This window comes from Halorientalis sp. IM1011 (assembly GCF_001989615.1).
GTDB lineage: Archaea > Halobacteriota > Halobacteria > Halobacteriales > Haloarculaceae > Halorientalis.
In genome coordinates this window covers 1,745,896-1,762,774 of the sequence record NZ_CP019067.1, presented here as the reverse complement: position 1 = coordinate 1,762,774, position 16,879 = coordinate 1,745,896, and the positions used below count along the sequence as shown (strand labels likewise).

Genomic DNA, 16,879 nt, shown 5'->3' with positions numbered 1-16,879 from the left:
ACCCAGCGTCAGGCCGTGGTGGTGGATAGTTTTAACATTTCAGCGCGGATTTTATCCGCTCGTCCACCGAGCGGGCGGCGGGCGGCCGACCTGTGCCGGACAAAAGATAATGCTTTTCCCGGCAGGTAGAGAAGGCCGACGTATGTCCGACGAGCTCAAGAAAGGGCTTGAGGGAGTCCTGGTCGCCGAGTCGGAGCTGAGTTACATCGACGGTGACGCCGGCGAACTCATCTACCGGGGCTACTCCATCGACGATCTGGCGCGTGAGGCGAGCTACGAGGAAGTGCTGTACCTGCTGTGGCACGGCTACCTCCCGAACAGCGAGGAACTGGCCGAGTTCACCGAGTCCATGAGCGCCGAGCGCGAGCTCCACGACGACGTCAGCTCGCTCGTGCGCTCGCTCGCGGAAGCCGACGAGAACCCGATGGCCGCGCTGCGGACGGCCGTCTCCAGCCTGTCGGCCCACGACCCCGACGCCGACGCCGACCCGCAGGATCGGGAGGCCAACCTCCGGAAGGGACGTCGCATCACCGCCAAGATTCCGACGATCATCGCGGCGTTCACGCGGATCCGCGACGGCGAAGAGCCGGTCGCGCCCCGCGAGGACCTCGACCACGCCGAGAACTTCCTGTACATGCTCAACGGCGAGGAGCCCGACGACGTGCTCGCCGAGACCTTCGACATGGCGCTGGTCCTGCACGCCGACCACGGACTGAACGCCTCCACCTTCTCCTCGATGGTGATCTCCTCGACGCTCGCGGACCTGCACTCGGCCATCCCGGGCGGGATCGGCGCGCTCTCGGGCTCGCTGCACGGCGGTGCGAACCAGGACGTGATGGAGGCCCTGCTCGAACTCGACGAGTCCGGCAAAGAGCCGGTCGAGTGGGCCAAGGACAAGCTGGAAGCCGGCGAGCGCGTCCCCGGCTTCGGCCACCGTGTCTACAACGTCAAGGACCCCCGCGCCCGCATCCTCTCCGATAAGTCCAAGGCCCTCGGCGAGGCCGCCGGCTCGCTGAAGTGGTTCGAGTACTCCACCTCGATCGAGGACTGGATGAACGAGGAGAAGGGTCTAGCCCCGAACGTCGACTTCTACTCGGCGTCGACGTACTACCAGATGGGTATCCCGGTCGACATCTACACGCCCATTTTCGCCATGTCTCGGGTCGGCGGCTGGATCGCTCACGTCCTCGAACAGTACGACGACAACCGGCTGATCCGCCCGCGCGGCCGCTACATCGGCTCCGAGGACGAGGATTTCGTGCCGGTCGAGGAAAGATAGACGAGCGATCGCACCCGTCGCTCGCCGAGCAGGTTTTTCTGGAGCGGTTCCCTCGCGGCCGAGTGGGAGAACAACGACTGCCTTAGAGCCACGTCTCGATCTCGTCGGCCAGCGGCCCGCGCCTGTGGATTTCGCCGGCCTCGACGTCGACGACGGTGCTACCGCCACCCGGAGTCCGACCGCCGTCTAGCAGGACGGCGACGGCTTCGCGGATCGGTTCGCCGAGCGCGTCCAGTTCGCGGACGCTCCCGGTGCCGCTGACGTTGGCACTGGTCGAGGTAATCGGGTGGAAGGCGTCCAGCAGTTCCAGGGCGAGGTCGTGGTCGGGGACGCGGACGCCGACCGTCTCGCCGCCGGCGGTCAGCACGTCCGGGACGATGTCTTTGCGCTCGACCAGCACCGTGACGGGGCCGGGGAGGAACTCGTGCATGAACGCGCGTTCGTCGGCGGTGGGGTTAGTGTAGTCGAGGGCGGTCTCCACGTCGGGGACGGCCAGTGAGACCGGCTTGTCGCGGTCCCGGCCCTTGGCCTCGAAGACGCGCTCGACGGCGTCGGCGTCGGTGGCGTCAGCGCCGAGGCCGTAGACGGTCTCGGTGGGGTAGACCACGAGGTCGCCGGCGGCAAGCGCCGCGGCCGCATCGTCGAGATCGGTCATACTGGCCCCTCCGGTGGCGGCGGGGAAAAACGCCGCGTTCGACGCTCACTCGGGCCGGGGTTTCGTGAGGTTCTCCACGCGACCGTCGCAGTCCGGACACGAGGTGAGCCGGTCTTCGGTCCAGCGGCGTGCCCCGCAGTCCCGACACTCGTAGAGATCCTCGCCGTCCCCGCAGGGGGCCGGATCCGTCGGCGTTGGCATGGTAAATCTCGTCCATCTCTACCAGTATAACCGTTCGGTCGACAATCGGTCGATGAAAGGAGGAGAATCTGAACGTTTTCAACCCAGGCCGAGTCAGAGGTCGTCGATCGCGGCTTCGATCTCGTCGTAGTCGGGGAACTGGGGCCACTCCTCGGCGACCCAAGCGTACTGGATCACGCGCTCGGCGTCGAGCAGGAAGACCGCGGGCCTGGGTTCGCTGACGCCGGCCATCCCGTCAAGGTCGTGGGCGATGTCGTACCGCTCGGCCACGCCGTTCTGCGGGTCCGAGAACAGGCGGTAGTCGGTGTCCTCGATGTCGCGGTCGTCGATGGTCGTCTTGTGTTCGTATGGCGAGGAGATCGACAGGCCGACCACCTGGAGGTTGCCGTCTTCGTCGCGCTCGCCCCAGCCCCGATCCCGAACCTCGTTCCACAGGTAGGTCGTCGGGAACGCGCCGTCCATGGTGTGAAAGAGCAGGAGGACGGGTCCGTCCTCGGTCAGGTCGGAGAGAGCCGCATCCTCCCAGTATTCGGCGTTGACCAGCGGGCGTTCGAAGTCGGGGGCCTGCTCGCCTTCCTCGGGGTGGTCGGCGGGCGGGAGGTCGACGACCTCGAAGTCCAGTCCCATGACCATCAGGCCTCACCTCGGGCTCGGTCGGCGTCGGCGTTGCCGTAGGTACGGTCGAGGTAGTCGACGATGTTGGCGCTCTCCGACATCGTGATGCCGGTTTCGTCGTCGACGATGGCCGGCACGGTTCGCTTGCCCGAGATGCGTTTGACCACGTCACGGTCCGAGTGCATCGGCTCGACGAACCGCGACCGGTAGTCGAGGTCGTACTCGTCGAGTTTGCGGACGACGCGTTCACAGAAGGGACACGCCTGCAGCCGATAGAGTGTGATCTGTGGGTCGCTCATCGAGGGCGTATTGGGGCGAGGACCGGGTAAGCCCTTCGGGCGTCCGCGCGGGGAGCACACGAGCGGAGTCGGCCGAAACCGGAGGTGACAGGGGTCGAAGCCGCCACGGGACGCGCATTACGGCGATGACAAGTCTTAATCCCGCCCACGGCAAAGTCAGGCGGTAATGGGCGCAGCCTCGGCTGTCGCGCCGCTGGTCGCACCTGTACCCGTCGCGACGCAGGTACTGGGTGTACAGATGACCGACAGTCTCATCACCGGCGTCGGTGTCGCCGTCGTCTTCATCCTGCTCGTGCTGTCGGCGTTTTTCTCCTCCTCGGAGATCGCCATGTTCTCACTGGCGGCCCACCGCGTCGACGCGCTGGTCGAGGACGGCGTCCCCGGCGCGAAGACGCTCAAGAACCTCAAGGCGGACCCGCACCGCCTGCTCGTGACGATCCTCGTCGGGAACAACCTGGTCAACATCGCGATGACCTCGATCACGACCGGGTTGCTGGCGATCTACTTCGATCAGGGCGTCGCCGTCGCCATCTCGACGTTCGGGATCACCGCGCTGGTCCTGCTGTTCGGGGAGAGCGCCCCCAAGAGCTACGCCGTCGAGAACACCGAATCGTGGGCGCTGCGAATTTCCCGCCCGCTGAAGGCCGCCGAACGGGTGCTGTGGCCGCTGATCGTCGTCTTCGACTTCCTGACTCAGCAGGTCAACCGCATCACCGGCGGCCAGACCGCAATCGAGACCTCCTACGTCACCCGCGAGGAGATCCGCGACATCATCGAGACCGGCGAGCGCGAGGGCGTGCTGGACGAGGAAGAGCGGGAGATGCTCCAGCGCACCCTCCGGTTCAACAACACCATCGCCAAGGAGGTGATGACGCCGCGGCTGGACGTCGACGGTATCTCGAAGGACGCGACCGTCGAGGAAGCGATGGAGCAGTGTGTCCAGTCGGGACACGCCCGCCTCCCGGTCTACGAGGGGAGCCTCGACAACGTCATCGGCGTCGTCCACATCCGCGATCTGGTCCGGGACACGAACTACGGCGGGGCCGACGACGAGGACCTCGAACTCGAGGACCTGATCGAGCCGACCCTGCACGTCCCCGAGTCGAAAAACGTCGACGAGTTGCTGGCCGAGATGCGCGAGAACCGCCTGCACATGGTCGTGGTCATCGACGAGTTCGGGACCACCGAGGGTCTCGTGACGATGGAGGACCTCACCGAGGAGATCGTCGGCGAGATCCTCGAAGGCGAGGAGGAGGAACCCATCGAGTTCGTCGGCGACGACACCGCTATCGTCAAAGGGGAGGTCAACATCGAGGAGGTCAACGAGGCCCTCGACATCGACATCCCGGAGGGCGAGGAGTTCGAGACCATCGCGGGCTTCATCTTCAACCTCGCCGGCCGCCTCGTCGAGGAGGGCGAACAGATCGAGTACGACGGCGTCGAGATCCGGGTCGAGCAGGTCGAGAACACCCGGATCATGAAAGCCCGTGTCACCCGCAAGCACGAACCGGACGAACCCGAGTTCGACGAGGCCGACGGCGAAACCCAGCCCGAGACACAGCCCGAGTGACCGCCGTTTCTGCGCTCGATATCCACCCACCACTCATCAATGGAGAGACACCTATCGAGACACGATGGCTGGGGCTGCGGACGTGGTCGGCGTGGGGCTCGCGAGCGTCGCGATTCCGGCGTTCGGACTGATCGCCGTCGCGAGCAGGTACAGGGGCAAGCCGGGGGTGCGGGGGTTCGTCGTGGCGGTCGTCGGCATCGGCTGCTGGTCGCTGGCGACCGGCCTTCGCGCGCTGGTCGGCGACCCGTGGCTCCAGTTCGGGTCGGCGGTCGGGCAACTCACGGCCGCGAACGTGACGATCCTCGGCTGGGCGTTGCTGGTCGCGGAGTTCGACCGCCGACGCCGGATCGGACTGTGGTCGAAGCCGGTCGCGGCGGCGCTCGTGATCCCCACCTGTACGGTCGCACTCGCCGTGACCAGTCCCTGGCACCACCTGGTGTACACGAGCGGGACGGTCGTGACGGCGTCGGGATTCCGCCAGTTCGGACTCGGGCCGTGGTATCCGATCCACGTCGTCTACGTCCTGACGCTGAGTATCGGTGCCGCGGTGGTGTTGTTCCGTGAACTGCCTGGTTCGAGCGGGTTTCACCGGCGGCAAGTGACGCTGCTGTTTCTCGGGTGGCTGGTCGGCACGCTCGGCACGTTCGATTTCTTCCTCAAGTACTTCGGCCCGTGGCCGTTTCCGCCGTACGTCGACGTCACGCCGGTGGGATTCCTGGTCGGGAGCGCCGTCTGGGGGCTGGCGCTGTTCCGTCACGACCTGTTCGAGCTGGTGCCCGTCGGCCGGCAGACGGCCGTCGAAACGATGCCGGATGCGGTGCTGACGGCCGACGTCGAGGGACGGATCGTCGACGCGAACCCCGCCGCACGGTCCCTGCTCGCCTCGGACCCTATCCGGAAGCCCGTCTCGGTCGTGTTCGCCGACTATCCCGGGCTCCTCGAACACTACCGCGATTGCGAGGAGCGGACGACGGACGTGCAGATCCTCGACGACGGAACCGTCAGGCACTTCTCGGCGACGACGACGCCCATCGTCGAGCGCGGGCACCGAACCGGGACGGTGATCGTGCTACGAGACGTGAGCGCGCTGAAGCGCCGCGAGCAGGAACTCGACCGCCACAGGCAGGTCTACAACCGCATCGTGCGACACAACCTCAGGAACGAACTCACGGTTATCAGGGGAAACGCCCAGGAGATCGCCCGGCGGAGCGACGGCCGGATGACCGAGTTCGCCGAGACGATCCGCGACCGGAGCGACGAACTCATCGAGACGAGCGAGAAGGCGCGCCGCATCATGCGCATCATCGAGGCCGATAGCTACCTGCTGACGGTCGAGGCCCGGACGCTCGTCGACAGCATCGCGGCGGAGATGCGCGAGCAGTACCCGTCGGCGTCGATCGAGACGAGCGGCCCGGCCGAAGCCTGGGTCAGCGCCCACGAGGATCTCGAGGTCGCCGTGCGAAACCTCGTCGAGAACGCCGTCGTTCACAACGAGGGGACGCCGAACGTCGAGATCACGGTGGCGCAAGCCGATGAGACGGTCGAGATCACCGTCGCCGACGACGGGCCGGGCATCCCCGACAACGAGATTACCGTCCTCGACCGGCTCACGGAGACCGCCCTCGAACACAGCAACGGGGCGGGCCTCTGGCTGGTCAACTGGATCGTGACGAAATCCGACGGCGACCTCGATTTCGCGGTGACCGACCGCGGGACGACCGCCACGGTCACCGTGCAGGCTGCGACCGTCCGGGGCGAGGACGTGACGGACCCCCGTGAGATGGCCCACTGACGGGGCACCGAGAAGTCGCGATCGTCACACGACCGCCGAGACGGCGGCGAACACGCCGTAGCCCGCCGCGAAGGCGAGGACGAGCGAGCCGATCCACGCGAGGACGGTGTAGCCCATCTTCGAGCCACTTACGCCGCTCCCACCGGCGGCGAACCCGCTGCCGATGATGGCGCTGACGATGATCTCGTTGAACGAGACGGGGATGCCGAAGAAGACGGCGGTCTGGGCGATGGCGAAGGAAGGGATGAGCGCGGCGATGGAGCGGCGCGGCCCCAGCGCCGAGTAGTCCTGGCTGAGCGCCTTGATCATCCGGGGCGCGCCGGTCCAGGACCCGATCAGGAGCCCGAGACCGCCGCCCAGCAAAACCGCGACGAGCGGGATCTCGAAGGGGTCGAGCAGCGGGAGCAGGGGGCCCAGCGCCAGGCCGACCTGACTCCCGCCGGCCGAGAACGCGACGAGGCCGCCCAGCGCGAGCAGGAAGTGGCGCTGGCCGGCCTCGGGGTCTTCGCGGAGGTCCCACCAGAGGACGACGGCGACCAGTGCCGCGGCCGCGAGCGTCACGCCGACGGCGACGAGGAGCGACGGGTACTCGGGGAGGGCAGTGGCGGCGACGCCGGTGAGCGACGCGGCCTCGCCGGGCGGCCCGAGGACGACGAAGCGGACGTTCGCGAGGATCGCGCCGACGACGCCGGCCAGGAGGGGGACGGCGACCGACTCGGGGACCCGCTCGTTCCGGAGCGTCCGGGCGGTCCCGTAGGCGATGCCGCCGCCGAGGAAGGGGGTGGCGACCCACAGCGCGACGATCTCCTGGTATTTGGCCCAGGCGGGGTCGCCGCCCAGCGCCAGCCCGACGCCGACGACCGCCCCGGTGACGGTGAAGGCCGTGGCGATGGGGTAGCCGGCGAACACGCCGATCGCGACCAGCACCGCGGCGGTGATGAGCGCGACGACGGCGGCGGTCGGCGAGAGCGTGACGTTCAGGATGAGCTCCCGGCCGACCGCTTCCGTGACGTTCGCACCCTGGAGGACGGCTCCGGCCAGTCCGAGCAGGCCGACGAAGAAGCCGGCGCGCATGACCGAGATGGCGTTCGCTCCGACCGCCGGGGCGAAGGGCGTAGAGCCCGACGAGCCCGCGCCGATGGCCCAGGCCATGAACAGACTCGCCGCTCCGGCGACCAGAAACGTCGCGAGCGTCCCTCCAGCGACCATTCGGTCGACGGCTACAGCCGGCACACCTAATAACCTGCCGCCATCCCGCTGTCAGTGCGGATTAGTGTCGGTTTGTTTCACAGTAGTTGCCAAATTATTATACTCGATGGCGTGGACAGTGGGTCGTAGGTGGGGACAGTGGTACTGGATCGACTCCGGCGGTTCACCCGAGAGCACGGGGAGTACGAGTGTCAGCGCTGCGGGCAGCGGTACGAGGCCCAGCGACAGGTCTGTGCGGACTGTGGCGGGTTCTCCATCGAGCGGGAGTGGTGAGGGGGTCGTTCCCCGCACTATGTTGGCCCGCGATTGAGGCACGCACGCGGCGTACCTCTCGGGAGACCCGTCCGAAGACCATGAGTGAGACGACACTGGACGACGACGAGCGGAGCACAGCCGGGATCGACGCCGCCGATTCGGCGACCGAGCTGGTTGGCGAGACGCCCCTGGTAGATCTCTCTTCGTTCGCGCCGAACTGTTACGCCAAAGTCGAGGCGGCCAACCCCTTCTCGGTCAAAGACCGGATCGCTCGCGAGATGGTCGAGCAGGCCGAGCGCGAGGAGCTGGTCGACGACGGCACCCACGTGATCGAGGCCACGAGTGGCAACACCGGGATCGGTCTCGCTTTCGTCTGTGCCGCGAAGGGGTACGACCTGACGCTGACCATGCCCGAGTCGATGAGCGAGGAGCGCCGCCAGTTGCTCTCGGCGCTGGGCGCGACGCTGGAACTCACGCCCGCCGACGGTGGCATGGGTGGCGCGATCGATCGCGCCGAGGAACTGCAGGCCGAGGCCGACGACGCCTTCGTCCCCCGGCAGTTCGAGAACGACGCCAACCCCCGCGCCCACCGCGAGACGACGGGCCCGGAGATCTGGGCGGCCACCGACGGCGCGGTCGACGCCGTCGTCGCCGGCGTCGGTACCGGCGGCACCATCACGGGCGTCTCGAAACACATCGAGGGCGACCGCGGGGCGTCGCTGCGCTCGGTCGCGGTCGAACCGGCCGGGTCACCCATCCTCTCGAAAGGCGAAGGCGGGTCACACGGCATCCAGGGCATCGGTCCGAGTTTCGTCCCCGACACCCTCGATCCGGACGTGATCGACGAGGTGCGGACGATTCACGAGGGCGACGCGAAAGCGACCGCCCGCCGACTGGCCCGGGAGGCGGGACTGCTGGTCGGAATCTCCAGCGGCGCGGCCGCCGCTGCGGGCTTCGAGGTGGCCCGGGACTACCCCGACGAGGTGACCGTCGTGATCCTGCCGGACACGGGCGAGCGGTACCTCTCGACCGGGCTGTTCGCGGCCGGCGACGGGTCCTGAGATCGGTTCGACGTGTGATCTGTTCCGGCGCTGTTCTGTCGGCGAATCCGCCGCTCCGTTTTATTTCCGGAAACGTGGAACGGGGAGGCATGGAGCCAGTCAAAAGCAGTCTCGGCGGCGGCGTCGTGGCCACGGCGGCGTTGCTCCTCTTTCTGCTCGGTGCTGACACGCTGCTTGGCGGCACCGAACTCCATCTGTTCGCGACGTTCGCGTTGCCGTGTGCCGTCGGCGGGCCGCCGTTCTGTGCGGTCGAGAGTCCGGGCGCGCTGGCAGTGACGTTCCTGCTGCTGTTCGCGCTGTTCGGACTGGCGTGGCCGCTGTTGTTCGGCGGGTTCACGTGGGGGCTTCCCGGCGAGTCGGGCGCGGTTCACGGCGGGCTCTTCGGGCTGATCCTGTGGATCGGGTACACCGCGACGATCCTGTTCGGGGTCGCTCCCGGCGGCCGACTCGACCTGCTCAAACTGGAACTGCTCGGACTGACGTTCCTGGCGTACCTGGTGTATGGCGTCGTTCTCGGGAGCGTCTACGACCGCCTCGCCGGCCACCGGACGTTCCTGAGTCCCGAAACGGACTGATGGAGACGATCTGGCAGATCGTCACGGCCACGGTCGCCGTCAGCCTCACCGCCTGGATCGGTGTCCTCACACTGTTTTGCAGCGACGACCTGCTCGACCGGCTCTTGCTCGTCCTCGTCGCACTGGCGGCCGGCGCGCTCCTCGGGGGTGCGTTCCTGCATCTCCTCCCCCAGGCCATCGCCGTCACGGCCGCCGAGGACACCTTCGAGCTCTTCCTCGCGCTCCTCGGCGGGTTCTGTCTCTTCTACGTGCTGGAGCAGTTCGTCCACTGGCACCACCACCACGGCGCGACCCACGAACACGAACCGGTCACCTACCTCGTTTTGATCGCGGACGCGCTCCACAACTTCATCGACGGTCTCGTCGTCGCCGGCGGGTTCCTGGTGAGCACTCATCTCGGTGTGACGACGACCCTGGCCATCGCGCTCCACGAGATTCCACAGGAGATCGGCGACTTCGGCGTTCTCGTCTACGGCGGGTTCGGCCGCCGCCGGGCGCTCGCGTACAACTACCTCACACAGAGCACGGTCGTCCTCGGCGGTGTCGTCGGCTACCTGCTGGCCGGACTCGGCGGCGGCGTCCCGGCCGTGCTCCTCTCGTTCGCGGCGGGCAACTTCGTCTATATCGCCAGCTCCGATCTGATTCCGGAGATCAAAGACGAGCGAGACGTCCACCGCTCGATCCTGCACTTCTCGATCTTTCTCGCCGGCATCGGGCTAATGTTCGGTGTCAGACTGCTCCGGCACGGTGGATGAGACGGGCGCGAGTCGAAACGAGAGCCAGCGACTGTACCCACCGCTCGACCGCCACCGTGCCGCGCCGGCGGTAGCTCACTCCGCAGTCAGGTCATCTTCCTGACGGGTAAGCTGCCTTAGGAGGGCGTTTATTCGGCTCGCGGGTAAAGGTCTGGACCGTGCCCGAATCACGAGGGGAGACGGTCACCAGTGACGTCGGGAATCCGCTGACCCGATGGCTCTACATCACCGGCGATCGTCTGGTCGTCGCGAGTGTCTTCTCGCTGCTGTTCGTCGCCCTCGCAGCGCTTCTGGTCGGGTTCGGCCTCGTCTACGTCGGCCCCGGAAGCAACTTCGCGTCGGCGCTCTCGAGCGGCATGTTGTCCGGCCTGTTGACCTTACTGACGGTCGCGCTGTCGATCAACCAGCTCATCCTCTCGCGGCTGTTCGGATCCGCGGGGTCGCTCTCGGACCAGTTGTCGGGGACGCTCGAATACCGGCGCACCGTCGAGGCCGTATCCGGTGTGCCCGCGAGCCCGAACGATCCCAGCGCGTTCCTCGGCCTCCTCGGGGACACGCTGGGTCGCCGCGTCGAAGATATCCGACGTGAGGCGACGGAGACCGCAGTCTCACTGGCGGATGCGGAGGACGTCGACGACTACGCCGACGCCGTCTCCACCTACGCCGACCGACTGGCCGCGGCGGACGACCTCGGGGATACCTTCGAGGTCCTGTTGCTCACCCTCGGGACCGACTACGCCGATCACATGGACACGACCCGTGCTTTCGAGAACAAGTACAGCGAGACGCTCTCCGACGAGGCGACCGAAGCGCTCGACGACGTACAGACGCTTCTGAAAGCCGTCGCGACGATTCGGCAGTTCTTCAAGACGGTCACGCTCCAGCAGGAACTGGCCATGCTGTCGCGCCACCTGATTTACACCGGCGTCCCCGCCGTGGTGGTGACGTACTTCCTCTCGGCCGTCTACACCACCTCACCGAATCAGCCGCCGCCGATCGATCCGTCCTTGTTCCCCGTCGTGATGGTGCTCGCGACCGGGATCATCCTCGCTCCCCTCGCCGTGCTCGTCGCGTCCCTGTTGCGGGTGGCCACGGTGTCGCTGTACACGGTGTCGATCGGGACGTTCATCCCACCAGAGAAGTCGATCGAGAGCGACTGATCCCGGCGACGGCCTCGTGAGAGGGGCGCAGTGAGTACGGGGTCGCCCGGGCCACCGGCCGGCGTCGGGGAGTCCGGTGGGACCAGATCCGTGGTGATTACTCCAGGTCGAAGCGGTCCAGCGTCATGACCTTGTGCCAGGCGTCGACGAAGTCCTGGACGAACTCTTCCTCGCCGTCCTCGGACGCGTACACTTCCGCGATGGCCCGAAGCCGGGAGTTCGACCCGAATATCAGGTCGAAGCGGGTCGCTTCCCACTCGACGTCGCCCGTCTCGCGGTCGAAGCCCTCGTAGACCTGTGCTGCCTCGTCGGCCTGCTCCCACTCGTAGTCCATGTCGAGCAGGTTCGTGAAGAAGTCGTTGTCGAGGGTCTCCGGGTCGTCGGTGAGGACGCCGCGGTCCGACTCGCCGTAGGTCGCACCCAGCGTGCGCATCCCGCCGACCAGGACCGTCATTTCCTCGGGCGTCAGGTCGAGCAGGTCGGCCCTGTCGACCAGGATCTCCTCGAGTTTCCGGTCGTGCTCGCCGCCGACGTAGTTCCGGAAGCCGTCGGCCTCGAGTTCGAGCGCCTCGAAGGACTCCTCGTCGGTCCACTCCGCCTCGGCGTCGACGCGACCGGGCTCGAAGGGCACGTCCACGTCGTAGCCGGCCTCGCTGGCCGCCTGCTCGATGGCCGCGTTCCCGCCGAGGACGATCAGGTCGGCGAGCGAGACGGCCGTCCCGTCCGAGCGCGAGTCGTTGAACTCGGCTTTGATCTCCTCGAGAGTCTCGAGGACCGTCTCGAGTTCCTCGGGCTCGTTGACGTCCCAGCTCCGCTGGGGTTCGAGTCGGATGCGAGCGCCGTTGGCCCCGCCGCGCTTGTCGCTGTCGCGGTAGGTCGCGGCGGACGCCCAGGCGGTCTTGACGAGTTGCTGGGTCGTCAGCTCGGAGTTCAGGAGTTCGTCCTTGAGCTGTTCGGCGGCGTCCTCGCCGACGGGCTCGAAGTCCCGGTCCGGGAGGGGGTCCTGCCAGATCATCGTCTCGTCGGGCACTTCGGGGCCGTAGTACCGCTCGGGCGGGCCCATGTCGCGGTGGAGGAGCTTGTACCACGCTTTGGAGAAGGCCTCGAGGAACGTTCGGGGGTCGTTCTGGAACTCCTCGATGATCTCCCGGTAGTCGGGGTCTTTCTTGAGGGCGACGTCGGTCGTCAGCATCATCGGCGTCTGCTCGCCCTCGGGGTCGTGGGCGGCCGGCGCGTCCTCGATCGCGTCCTCGTCGACGGGTCGCCACTGCCAGGCACCGCCGGGGCCCTTGTGGGGTTCCCACTCGTGGTTCAGGAGGTTGTCGAGGTAGGAGGTGTCCCACATCGTCGGCGTGCTGTTCCAGGGGCCCTCGATACCGCTGGTGATCGTGTCGTCACCGTCACCGGAGCCGTAGTCGCTCTCCCAGCCCAGTCCCATGTTCTCGATGGGCGCGTCGGCGGGCTCGGGACCGACGTATTCGTCGGGGTCGTCCGCGCCGTGGACCTTCCCGAACGTGTGGCCGCCGGCGATGAGCGCGGCCGTCTCCTCGTCGTTCATCGCCATGCGGCTGAACGACTCGCGGATGCGTTCGGCCGACCACTCCGGATCGGGCTCGCCCTCCGGCCCTTCGGGGTTCACGTAGATGAGGCCCATCACGGTGGCACCGAGGTGGTCTTCGAGGTCGTCGTCCTCGTCGAACCGGTCCCAGGTCTCCATCTCTTCTTCGGGACCCCAGTCGGCTGCCTGGTCGGGCTCGAACTCGTCTTCGCGTCCGCCGGCGAAGCCGTACGTATCGAAGCCCATCGACTCCAGGGCGACGTTCCCGGCCAGGACGATCAGGTCCGCCCACGAGAGCTTGCGGCCGTACTTCTGTTTGACCGGCCAGAGCACGCGCCGGGCCTTGTCGAGGTTGGCGTTGTCGGGCCAGCTACCGAGCGGCTCGAATCGCTGGGTACCGCCGGACGCGCCACCGCGACCGTCGGTCGTGCGGTAGGTCCCGGCGCTGTGCCAGGCCATCCGGATGAAAAGCGGCCCGTAGTGGCCGTAGTCGGCCGGCCACCACTCCTGGGACGTCGTCATCACGTCCTCGATGTCGTCTTTGACGGCCTCGAAGTCGAGTTTCTGGAACTCCTCGGCGTAGTCGAAGTCCTCGCCCAACGGCCCGGCATCGCGACCGTTTTGGGTGAGCGGCGACAGGTCGAGCAGATCCGGCCACCAGCCCTCTGGGGACCTGTTCCCCGCGGGGAACGGCGTTTTCTCTGTCATGGATGTAGTCTACAACGGACAGTGGTGTTCTGCGAATACAAAGCTATTGGTTGCGAACCGTGTTCTTCCTTTCTCGTTTGCGAAAAGGGTTTGTTCGGAAGCAAAGAACCGCGTCCCCAGCGGAGGTCGTCACCCCTCGTCGTCGGGCGCGGGTTCGTTGGACTCGGCGACCAGATCGTCGCCCGGTTCGGGGGGTTCGACGCCCTCGACGGCTTCGACAGTGTCTGTGTCTTTGGGCGTGTCGACGTGCCAGCGGTCGACGGAGGACTCGTAGTCGGCGAGTTTGTTCGACACCCGAATTTTGAGGTCGTCGTCGTTGACGTTGACCTCGAAGACGTACTCGGGGGCCTCGCCACGGCCGACCCGCTGGAGGTTCGCCGAGACGAGTTCGTTGTCGAAGTAGTAGGGGGCGATCTGGGTCATCACCTTCTTGTAGACGGCTCCCTCGACGGCCCGGAGGGCCTTCCGGCCGGCCGAGTCGGCCGCGCGGGCCACGTAGTCGATCGACTCGCCCCACTTGTCGACGGCCTCGTCGGGGTCGTCGTCGAGTTTCTCGTAGGACTCGCTGAGCTTCTCGCCGGCCTTCTGGAGGTCCTCGTCGGGATCCTGGCCGGCCTTCTCGCCCTCGCCCTCGTCGACGCTGGCCTGTTCGGCGGTCTTCTCGTTGACGTGGTCGTCGAGGCGTTCGTCGGTTTTGGGCCGCCAGTCGTCGAAGTCGGCCAGTGCGTCCTCGTCGACGGCGTCGACGTCGGGGTCTTCTGCGAGGTCCGTGAGCGCGCGCGTAATGCGTTCACCGTGTTCCACCACGTCGACCCAGCGGCCGCGTTGCTTGAACCCCGAAACACTCTCTTCCATCGGTTCCCCGCACGTATGGGGTGACGCAATATACCTTTTCCCCCCGGCAGACCCGGCGTACTGTGGCGGGTTTTTCCGACTGGATCCCATAGGGCTCTCGCTATGACATCCGCACTGTTCGTCGTCAGCGAAGAGGGCTACTGGGGCGAGGAATGTATCGAACCGCTCACGATGCTCACCGACGCCGGCGTCGACATCGAGGTCGCCACGCCGAGCGGGAGCCAACCGGTGATCGACGAGCGCTCGGTCGACCCCGAAGAGGTCGGCGAGGAGACCGCAGAGCGCGTCCGCGAGGTCCACGAGACCGACGAGCGACTGGCCGACCCGACGCCGCTCGCGCAGGTCGACGCGAGCGCGTACGACGCGGTCGTGTTCCCCGGTGGCCACGGCACCGCCTGGGACGTGAACCAGGACCGCCACGCCCGCGCGGCGCTCCGGACGGCCGTCGAGGACGGCGACAGCAAGGCGCTGGTCGTCTGTCACGCCGCCGGCATCATGGCCTTCACCCGCGATTCCGACGGCGGATTCCTCGTCGAGGGCCGCGACGTGACCGGCTTCCCCAACGCCTGGGAAGAGGACATCGTCGACGAGAACGACAACATGCCCGACGGGCGAAAGCTCCCCTACTGGGTCGAGGACGAGGTGCGCGCGGCCGGCGGGAACTGGGACGCCGACCTCGGCGAGGACACGTCGGTCACCGTCGACGGCGACCTCGTGACCGCGCGGGGGCCGCCCTCCTCGCACGCGGCCGCGGTGACGCTACTGGACGAGCTGGGAATCGACCACTGACGACGGGTCGTCCAGGGCCGCCGACGGGTCGGCGGTCACGATCCGTCCGATTTTATGCGACCGACGGTGACAGGCTGGTATGGCTATCGAGCAACGCGGCGACGCGTATCTCGTCACGCACGCGCTGGCGAAGCACACGCTCTCGGACCTGCGTAGCGTCGAGACCGAACAGGTCGCCTTCCGCAAGGGACTGGTGAAACTCGGCCGGATCTGTGGCTACGATATCATCGACGGCGCGATGGACACCGAGTACGTCGAGATCGAGACGCCGCTGACCGACACGATGGGCGAGCGCGTCACCGGTCTCGACGACGTGGTGATCATCAACGTCCTCCGCGCGGCGACGCCGTTCGTCGAGGGGCTCCTGAAGGCCTTCCCGCACGCGAAACAGGGGGTCATCAGCGCCGGCCGCGACGAGAGCGCCGGCATGGACGATGACGGGCAGTTCCCTATCGACGTGGACTACGAGAAGATGCCCGAGATCACCGAGGACGACACGGTCATCGTCGCGGACCCGATGCTGGCGACCGGGTCGACCATGACCGCCGTGCTGGAACGGGTCACGGCCGCGGGCGACCCCGAGAACCTGTTCGTCCTCTCGGCGGTCAGCGCCCCCGCCGGCGTCACCCGCGTCACCGAGGCGTTCCCCGAAGTCGACCTCCTGACGGTCAGCATCGACGACCACCTCGACGACGACGGCTTCATCGTCCCCGGCCTCGGCGACGCCGGCGACCGCGCGTTCCGGACGACCTGACAGGTCAGGCCGTGTGATTCGTCCCCATATCGAAACCCCCTCGCTTCACCTGGAGAACCACCGGACTGCACCGACTTGTGATCTGCACCCGAACACCGATTCGAAGGGTTATCTATCTTCGATGACGGCCCGCCCGCTGGTCGCACTCCGGATGCGATCCCGGAGGCCGTCGGCGTCTTCGACCGGGACGCGCACGTCGAAGGACACGTCGGCTTCGTAGTCGGCGTCGAACTCGACGCCCTCGGATTCGAGGATCCCCCGAACGGTACCGGAGTCGTCGTATTCGACGGTGATCGAGACCGACTCGTGGGGGCGGCGCTCGACGATCCCGGCGTCCTCGATGGCGATCTTGACCCCCTGCGAGTAGGCCCGCGCCAGGCCGCCGACGCCGAGTTTCGTCCCGCCGTAGTAGCGGGTGACGACGGCGACGACGTTCTCTAGCTCCTCGCCCTGGAGGACGTTCAGCGCGGGTTTGCCGGCCGACCCGGAGGGTTCGGCGTCGTCGGAACTCCACTCCGTGAGCGGGTCGGTCCGGACGCGGTAGGCCGGGACGTTGTGGGTCGCGTCGGCGTACGCCTCCCGGATCTCCGCGACGAAGGCTTCGGCGGCCTCGACGTCGCGGGCGGGGGCGGCGTGGCCGATGAACTCTGAACCCCTGATCTCGAAGGCGTCCTGCCCGCGCCCGGCGAGGGTCCGGTAGCTGTCGGTCACTGGCCGGAATTGGAGGGGGGCGGTCAAACCCGTTACGCCGTCGTTCCCGGTGTCGAGCCGTGCCGACCTTATTTGTCA

The 16,879-nt window shown here is 67.2% G+C and carries 18 protein-coding genes; 10 read left to right on the top strand and 8 right to left on the bottom strand.

The features are described from left to right. The first annotated feature begins 142 nt into the window (after nt 1-142). The gene (gene citZ, locus BV210_RS08900; protein ID WP_077206304.1) at nt 143-1,279 is read left to right on the top strand and encodes a citrate synthase; all 1,137 of its coding nucleotides are present in this window, start codon (nt 143-145) and stop codon (nt 1,277-1,279) included. An 82-nt stretch (nt 1,280-1,361) separates the two neighbouring features. Here the strand turns inward: citZ and BV210_RS08895 are convergent, their stop codons facing one another. From BV210_RS08895 to BV210_RS08885, 4 genes are all read right to left on the bottom strand, one after another. Continuing rightward, nucleotides 1,362-1,934, bottom strand: a complete 573-nt coding sequence (locus BV210_RS08895) for an L-threonylcarbamoyladenylate synthase (RefSeq protein ID WP_077206303.1) — start codon at nt 1,932-1,934, stop codon at nt 1,362-1,364. Between the two features lie 45 nt (nt 1,935-1,979). Next, the gene (locus BV210_RS19835) at nt 1,980-2,135 is read right to left on the bottom strand and encodes a rubrerythrin-like domain-containing protein (protein ID WP_157525937.1); all 156 of its coding nucleotides are present in this window, start codon (nt 2,133-2,135) and stop codon (nt 1,980-1,982) included. A 93-nt stretch (nt 2,136-2,228) separates the two neighbouring features. Next, entirely contained in the window at nt 2,229-2,762 is a 534-nt protein-coding gene (locus BV210_RS08890; RefSeq protein WP_077208021.1) for a redoxin domain-containing protein, read from the bottom strand. A gap of 5 nt (nt 2,763-2,767) precedes the next feature. Continuing rightward, nucleotides 2,768-3,049, bottom strand: coding sequence for a glutathione S-transferase N-terminal domain-containing protein (locus tag BV210_RS08885; protein ID WP_077206301.1), 282 nt, complete (start codon nt 3,047-3,049; stop codon nt 2,768-2,770). A 238-nt stretch (nt 3,050-3,287) separates the two neighbouring features. On the opposite strand from BV210_RS08885, the gene BV210_RS08880 reads away from it, so the two are divergent. Next, on the top strand, nt 3,288-4,619 hold the full coding sequence (locus tag BV210_RS08880) for a hemolysin family protein (RefSeq protein WP_253741659.1): 1,332 nt from the start codon (nt 3,288-3,290) through the stop codon (nt 4,617-4,619). Nucleotides 4,620-4,683: 64 nt separating this feature from the next. Further along, on the top strand, nt 4,684-6,411 hold the full coding sequence (locus BV210_RS08875; protein WP_084802604.1) for a histidine kinase N-terminal 7TM domain-containing protein: 1,728 nt from the start codon (nt 4,684-4,686) through the stop codon (nt 6,409-6,411). Between the two features lie 24 nt (nt 6,412-6,435). On the opposite strand, the gene BV210_RS08870 is transcribed toward BV210_RS08875, so the two are convergent. Then, nucleotides 6,436-7,620 carry an inorganic phosphate transporter gene (locus tag BV210_RS08870; protein ID WP_077206298.1) on the bottom strand — a complete coding sequence of 395 codons (1,185 nt, stop codon included), beginning with the start codon at nt 7,618-7,620 and terminating at the stop codon, nt 6,436-6,438. Between the two features lie 129 nt (nt 7,621-7,749). Here BV210_RS08870 and BV210_RS19830 point away from each other — a divergent pair, with 129 nt between their 5' ends. From BV210_RS19830 to BV210_RS08850, 5 genes are all read left to right on the top strand, one after another. After that, the gene (locus BV210_RS19830; protein ID WP_157525935.1) at nt 7,750-7,893 is read left to right on the top strand and encodes a hypothetical protein; all 144 of its coding nucleotides are present in this window, start codon (nt 7,750-7,752) and stop codon (nt 7,891-7,893) included. An 80-nt stretch (nt 7,894-7,973) separates the two neighbouring features. After that, on the top strand, nt 7,974-8,936 hold the full coding sequence (gene cysK, locus BV210_RS08865; RefSeq protein ID WP_077206297.1) for a cysteine synthase A: 963 nt from the start codon (nt 7,974-7,976) through the stop codon (nt 8,934-8,936). An 89-nt stretch (nt 8,937-9,025) separates the two neighbouring features. Next, a complete protein-coding gene (locus BV210_RS08860) occupies nt 9,026-9,511 on the top strand; it encodes a DUF6789 family protein (protein ID WP_077206295.1) in 486 nt (161 codons plus the stop codon). Beyond that, nucleotides 9,511-10,266: a ZIP family metal transporter gene (locus tag BV210_RS08855; protein WP_077206294.1), complete on the top strand. Its 756-nt coding sequence runs from the start codon at nt 9,511-9,513 to the stop codon at nt 10,264-10,266. The genes BV210_RS08860 and BV210_RS08855 overlap by 1 nt, the downstream gene beginning before the upstream one ends. A gap of 158 nt (nt 10,267-10,424) precedes the next feature. Continuing rightward, on the top strand, nt 10,425-11,426 hold the full coding sequence (locus tag BV210_RS08850; protein WP_077206292.1) for a hypothetical protein: 1,002 nt from the start codon (nt 10,425-10,427) through the stop codon (nt 11,424-11,426). A gap of 97 nt (nt 11,427-11,523) precedes the next feature. Here the strand turns inward: BV210_RS08850 and katG are convergent, their stop codons facing one another. Then, nucleotides 11,524-13,692 (bottom strand): catalase/peroxidase HPI, encoded by a 2,169-nt coding sequence (gene katG, locus BV210_RS08845; protein WP_077206291.1) that lies wholly within the window; start codon nt 13,690-13,692, stop codon nt 11,524-11,526. 129 nt (nt 13,693-13,821) lie between these two features. Further along, entirely contained in the window at nt 13,822-14,547 is a 726-nt protein-coding gene (locus BV210_RS08840) for a DUF5828 family protein (protein WP_077206289.1), read from the bottom strand. A 102-nt stretch (nt 14,548-14,649) separates the two neighbouring features. On the opposite strand from BV210_RS08840, the gene BV210_RS08835 reads away from it, so the two are divergent. After that, nucleotides 14,650-15,336 (top strand): type 1 glutamine amidotransferase domain-containing protein, encoded by a 687-nt coding sequence (locus tag BV210_RS08835; protein ID WP_077206287.1) that lies wholly within the window; start codon nt 14,650-14,652, stop codon nt 15,334-15,336. 79 nt (nt 15,337-15,415) lie between these two features. Next, a complete protein-coding gene (gene upp, locus BV210_RS08830) occupies nt 15,416-16,090 on the top strand; it encodes a uracil phosphoribosyltransferase (RefSeq protein WP_077206285.1) in 675 nt (224 codons plus the stop codon). Nucleotides 16,091-16,198: 108 nt separating this feature from the next. On the opposite strand, the gene BV210_RS08825 is transcribed toward upp, so the two are convergent. Next, complete coding sequence (locus BV210_RS08825; RefSeq protein ID WP_077206284.1) at nt 16,199-16,801, bottom strand: YigZ family protein; 603 nt, start codon at nt 16,799-16,801, stop codon at nt 16,199-16,201. Between the last annotated feature and the right edge of the window lie 78 nt (nt 16,802-16,879).

What these genes read in the sequence shown, in the direction of transcription:
- BV210_RS08890 (WP_077208021.1), bottom strand. Translation starts at nt 2,762, where the DNA reads ATGGGACTGGACTTCGAGGTCGTCGACCTCCCGCCCGCCGACCACCCC.
- BV210_RS08870 (WP_077206298.1), bottom strand. Translation starts at nt 7,620, where the DNA reads ATGGTCGCTGGAGGGACGCTCGCGACGTTTCTGGTCGCCGGAGCGGCG.
- BV210_RS08855 (WP_077206294.1), top strand. Translation starts at nt 9,511, where the DNA reads ATGGAGACGATCTGGCAGATCGTCACGGCCACGGTCGCCGTCAGCCTC.
- upp (WP_077206285.1), top strand. Translation starts at nt 15,416, where the DNA reads ATGGCTATCGAGCAACGCGGCGACGCGTATCTCGTCACGCACGCGCTG.
- citZ (WP_077206304.1), top strand. Translation starts at nt 143, where the DNA reads ATGTCCGACGAGCTCAAGAAAGGGCTTGAGGGAGTCCTGGTCGCCGAG.
- BV210_RS19835 (WP_157525937.1), bottom strand. Translation starts at nt 2,135, where the DNA reads ATGCCAACGCCGACGGATCCGGCCCCCTGCGGGGACGGCGAGGATCTC.
- katG (WP_077206291.1), bottom strand. Translation starts at nt 13,692, where the DNA reads ATGACAGAGAAAACGCCGTTCCCCGCGGGGAACAGGTCCCCAGAGGGC.
- BV210_RS08875 (WP_084802604.1), top strand. Translation starts at nt 4,684, where the DNA reads ATGGCTGGGGCTGCGGACGTGGTCGGCGTGGGGCTCGCGAGCGTCGCG.
- BV210_RS08835 (WP_077206287.1), top strand. Translation starts at nt 14,650, where the DNA reads ATGACATCCGCACTGTTCGTCGTCAGCGAAGAGGGCTACTGGGGCGAG.
- cysK (WP_077206297.1), top strand. Translation starts at nt 7,974, where the DNA reads ATGAGTGAGACGACACTGGACGACGACGAGCGGAGCACAGCCGGGATC.
- BV210_RS08840 (WP_077206289.1), bottom strand. Translation starts at nt 14,547, where the DNA reads ATGGAAGAGAGTGTTTCGGGGTTCAAGCAACGCGGCCGCTGGGTCGAC.
- BV210_RS08880 (WP_253741659.1), top strand. Translation starts at nt 3,288, where the DNA reads ATGACCGACAGTCTCATCACCGGCGTCGGTGTCGCCGTCGTCTTCATC.
- BV210_RS08860 (WP_077206295.1), top strand. Translation starts at nt 9,026, where the DNA reads ATGGAGCCAGTCAAAAGCAGTCTCGGCGGCGGCGTCGTGGCCACGGCG.
- BV210_RS08885 (WP_077206301.1), bottom strand. Translation starts at nt 3,049, where the DNA reads ATGAGCGACCCACAGATCACACTCTATCGGCTGCAGGCGTGTCCCTTC.
- BV210_RS08895 (WP_077206303.1), bottom strand. Translation starts at nt 1,934, where the DNA reads ATGACCGATCTCGACGATGCGGCCGCGGCGCTTGCCGCCGGCGACCTC.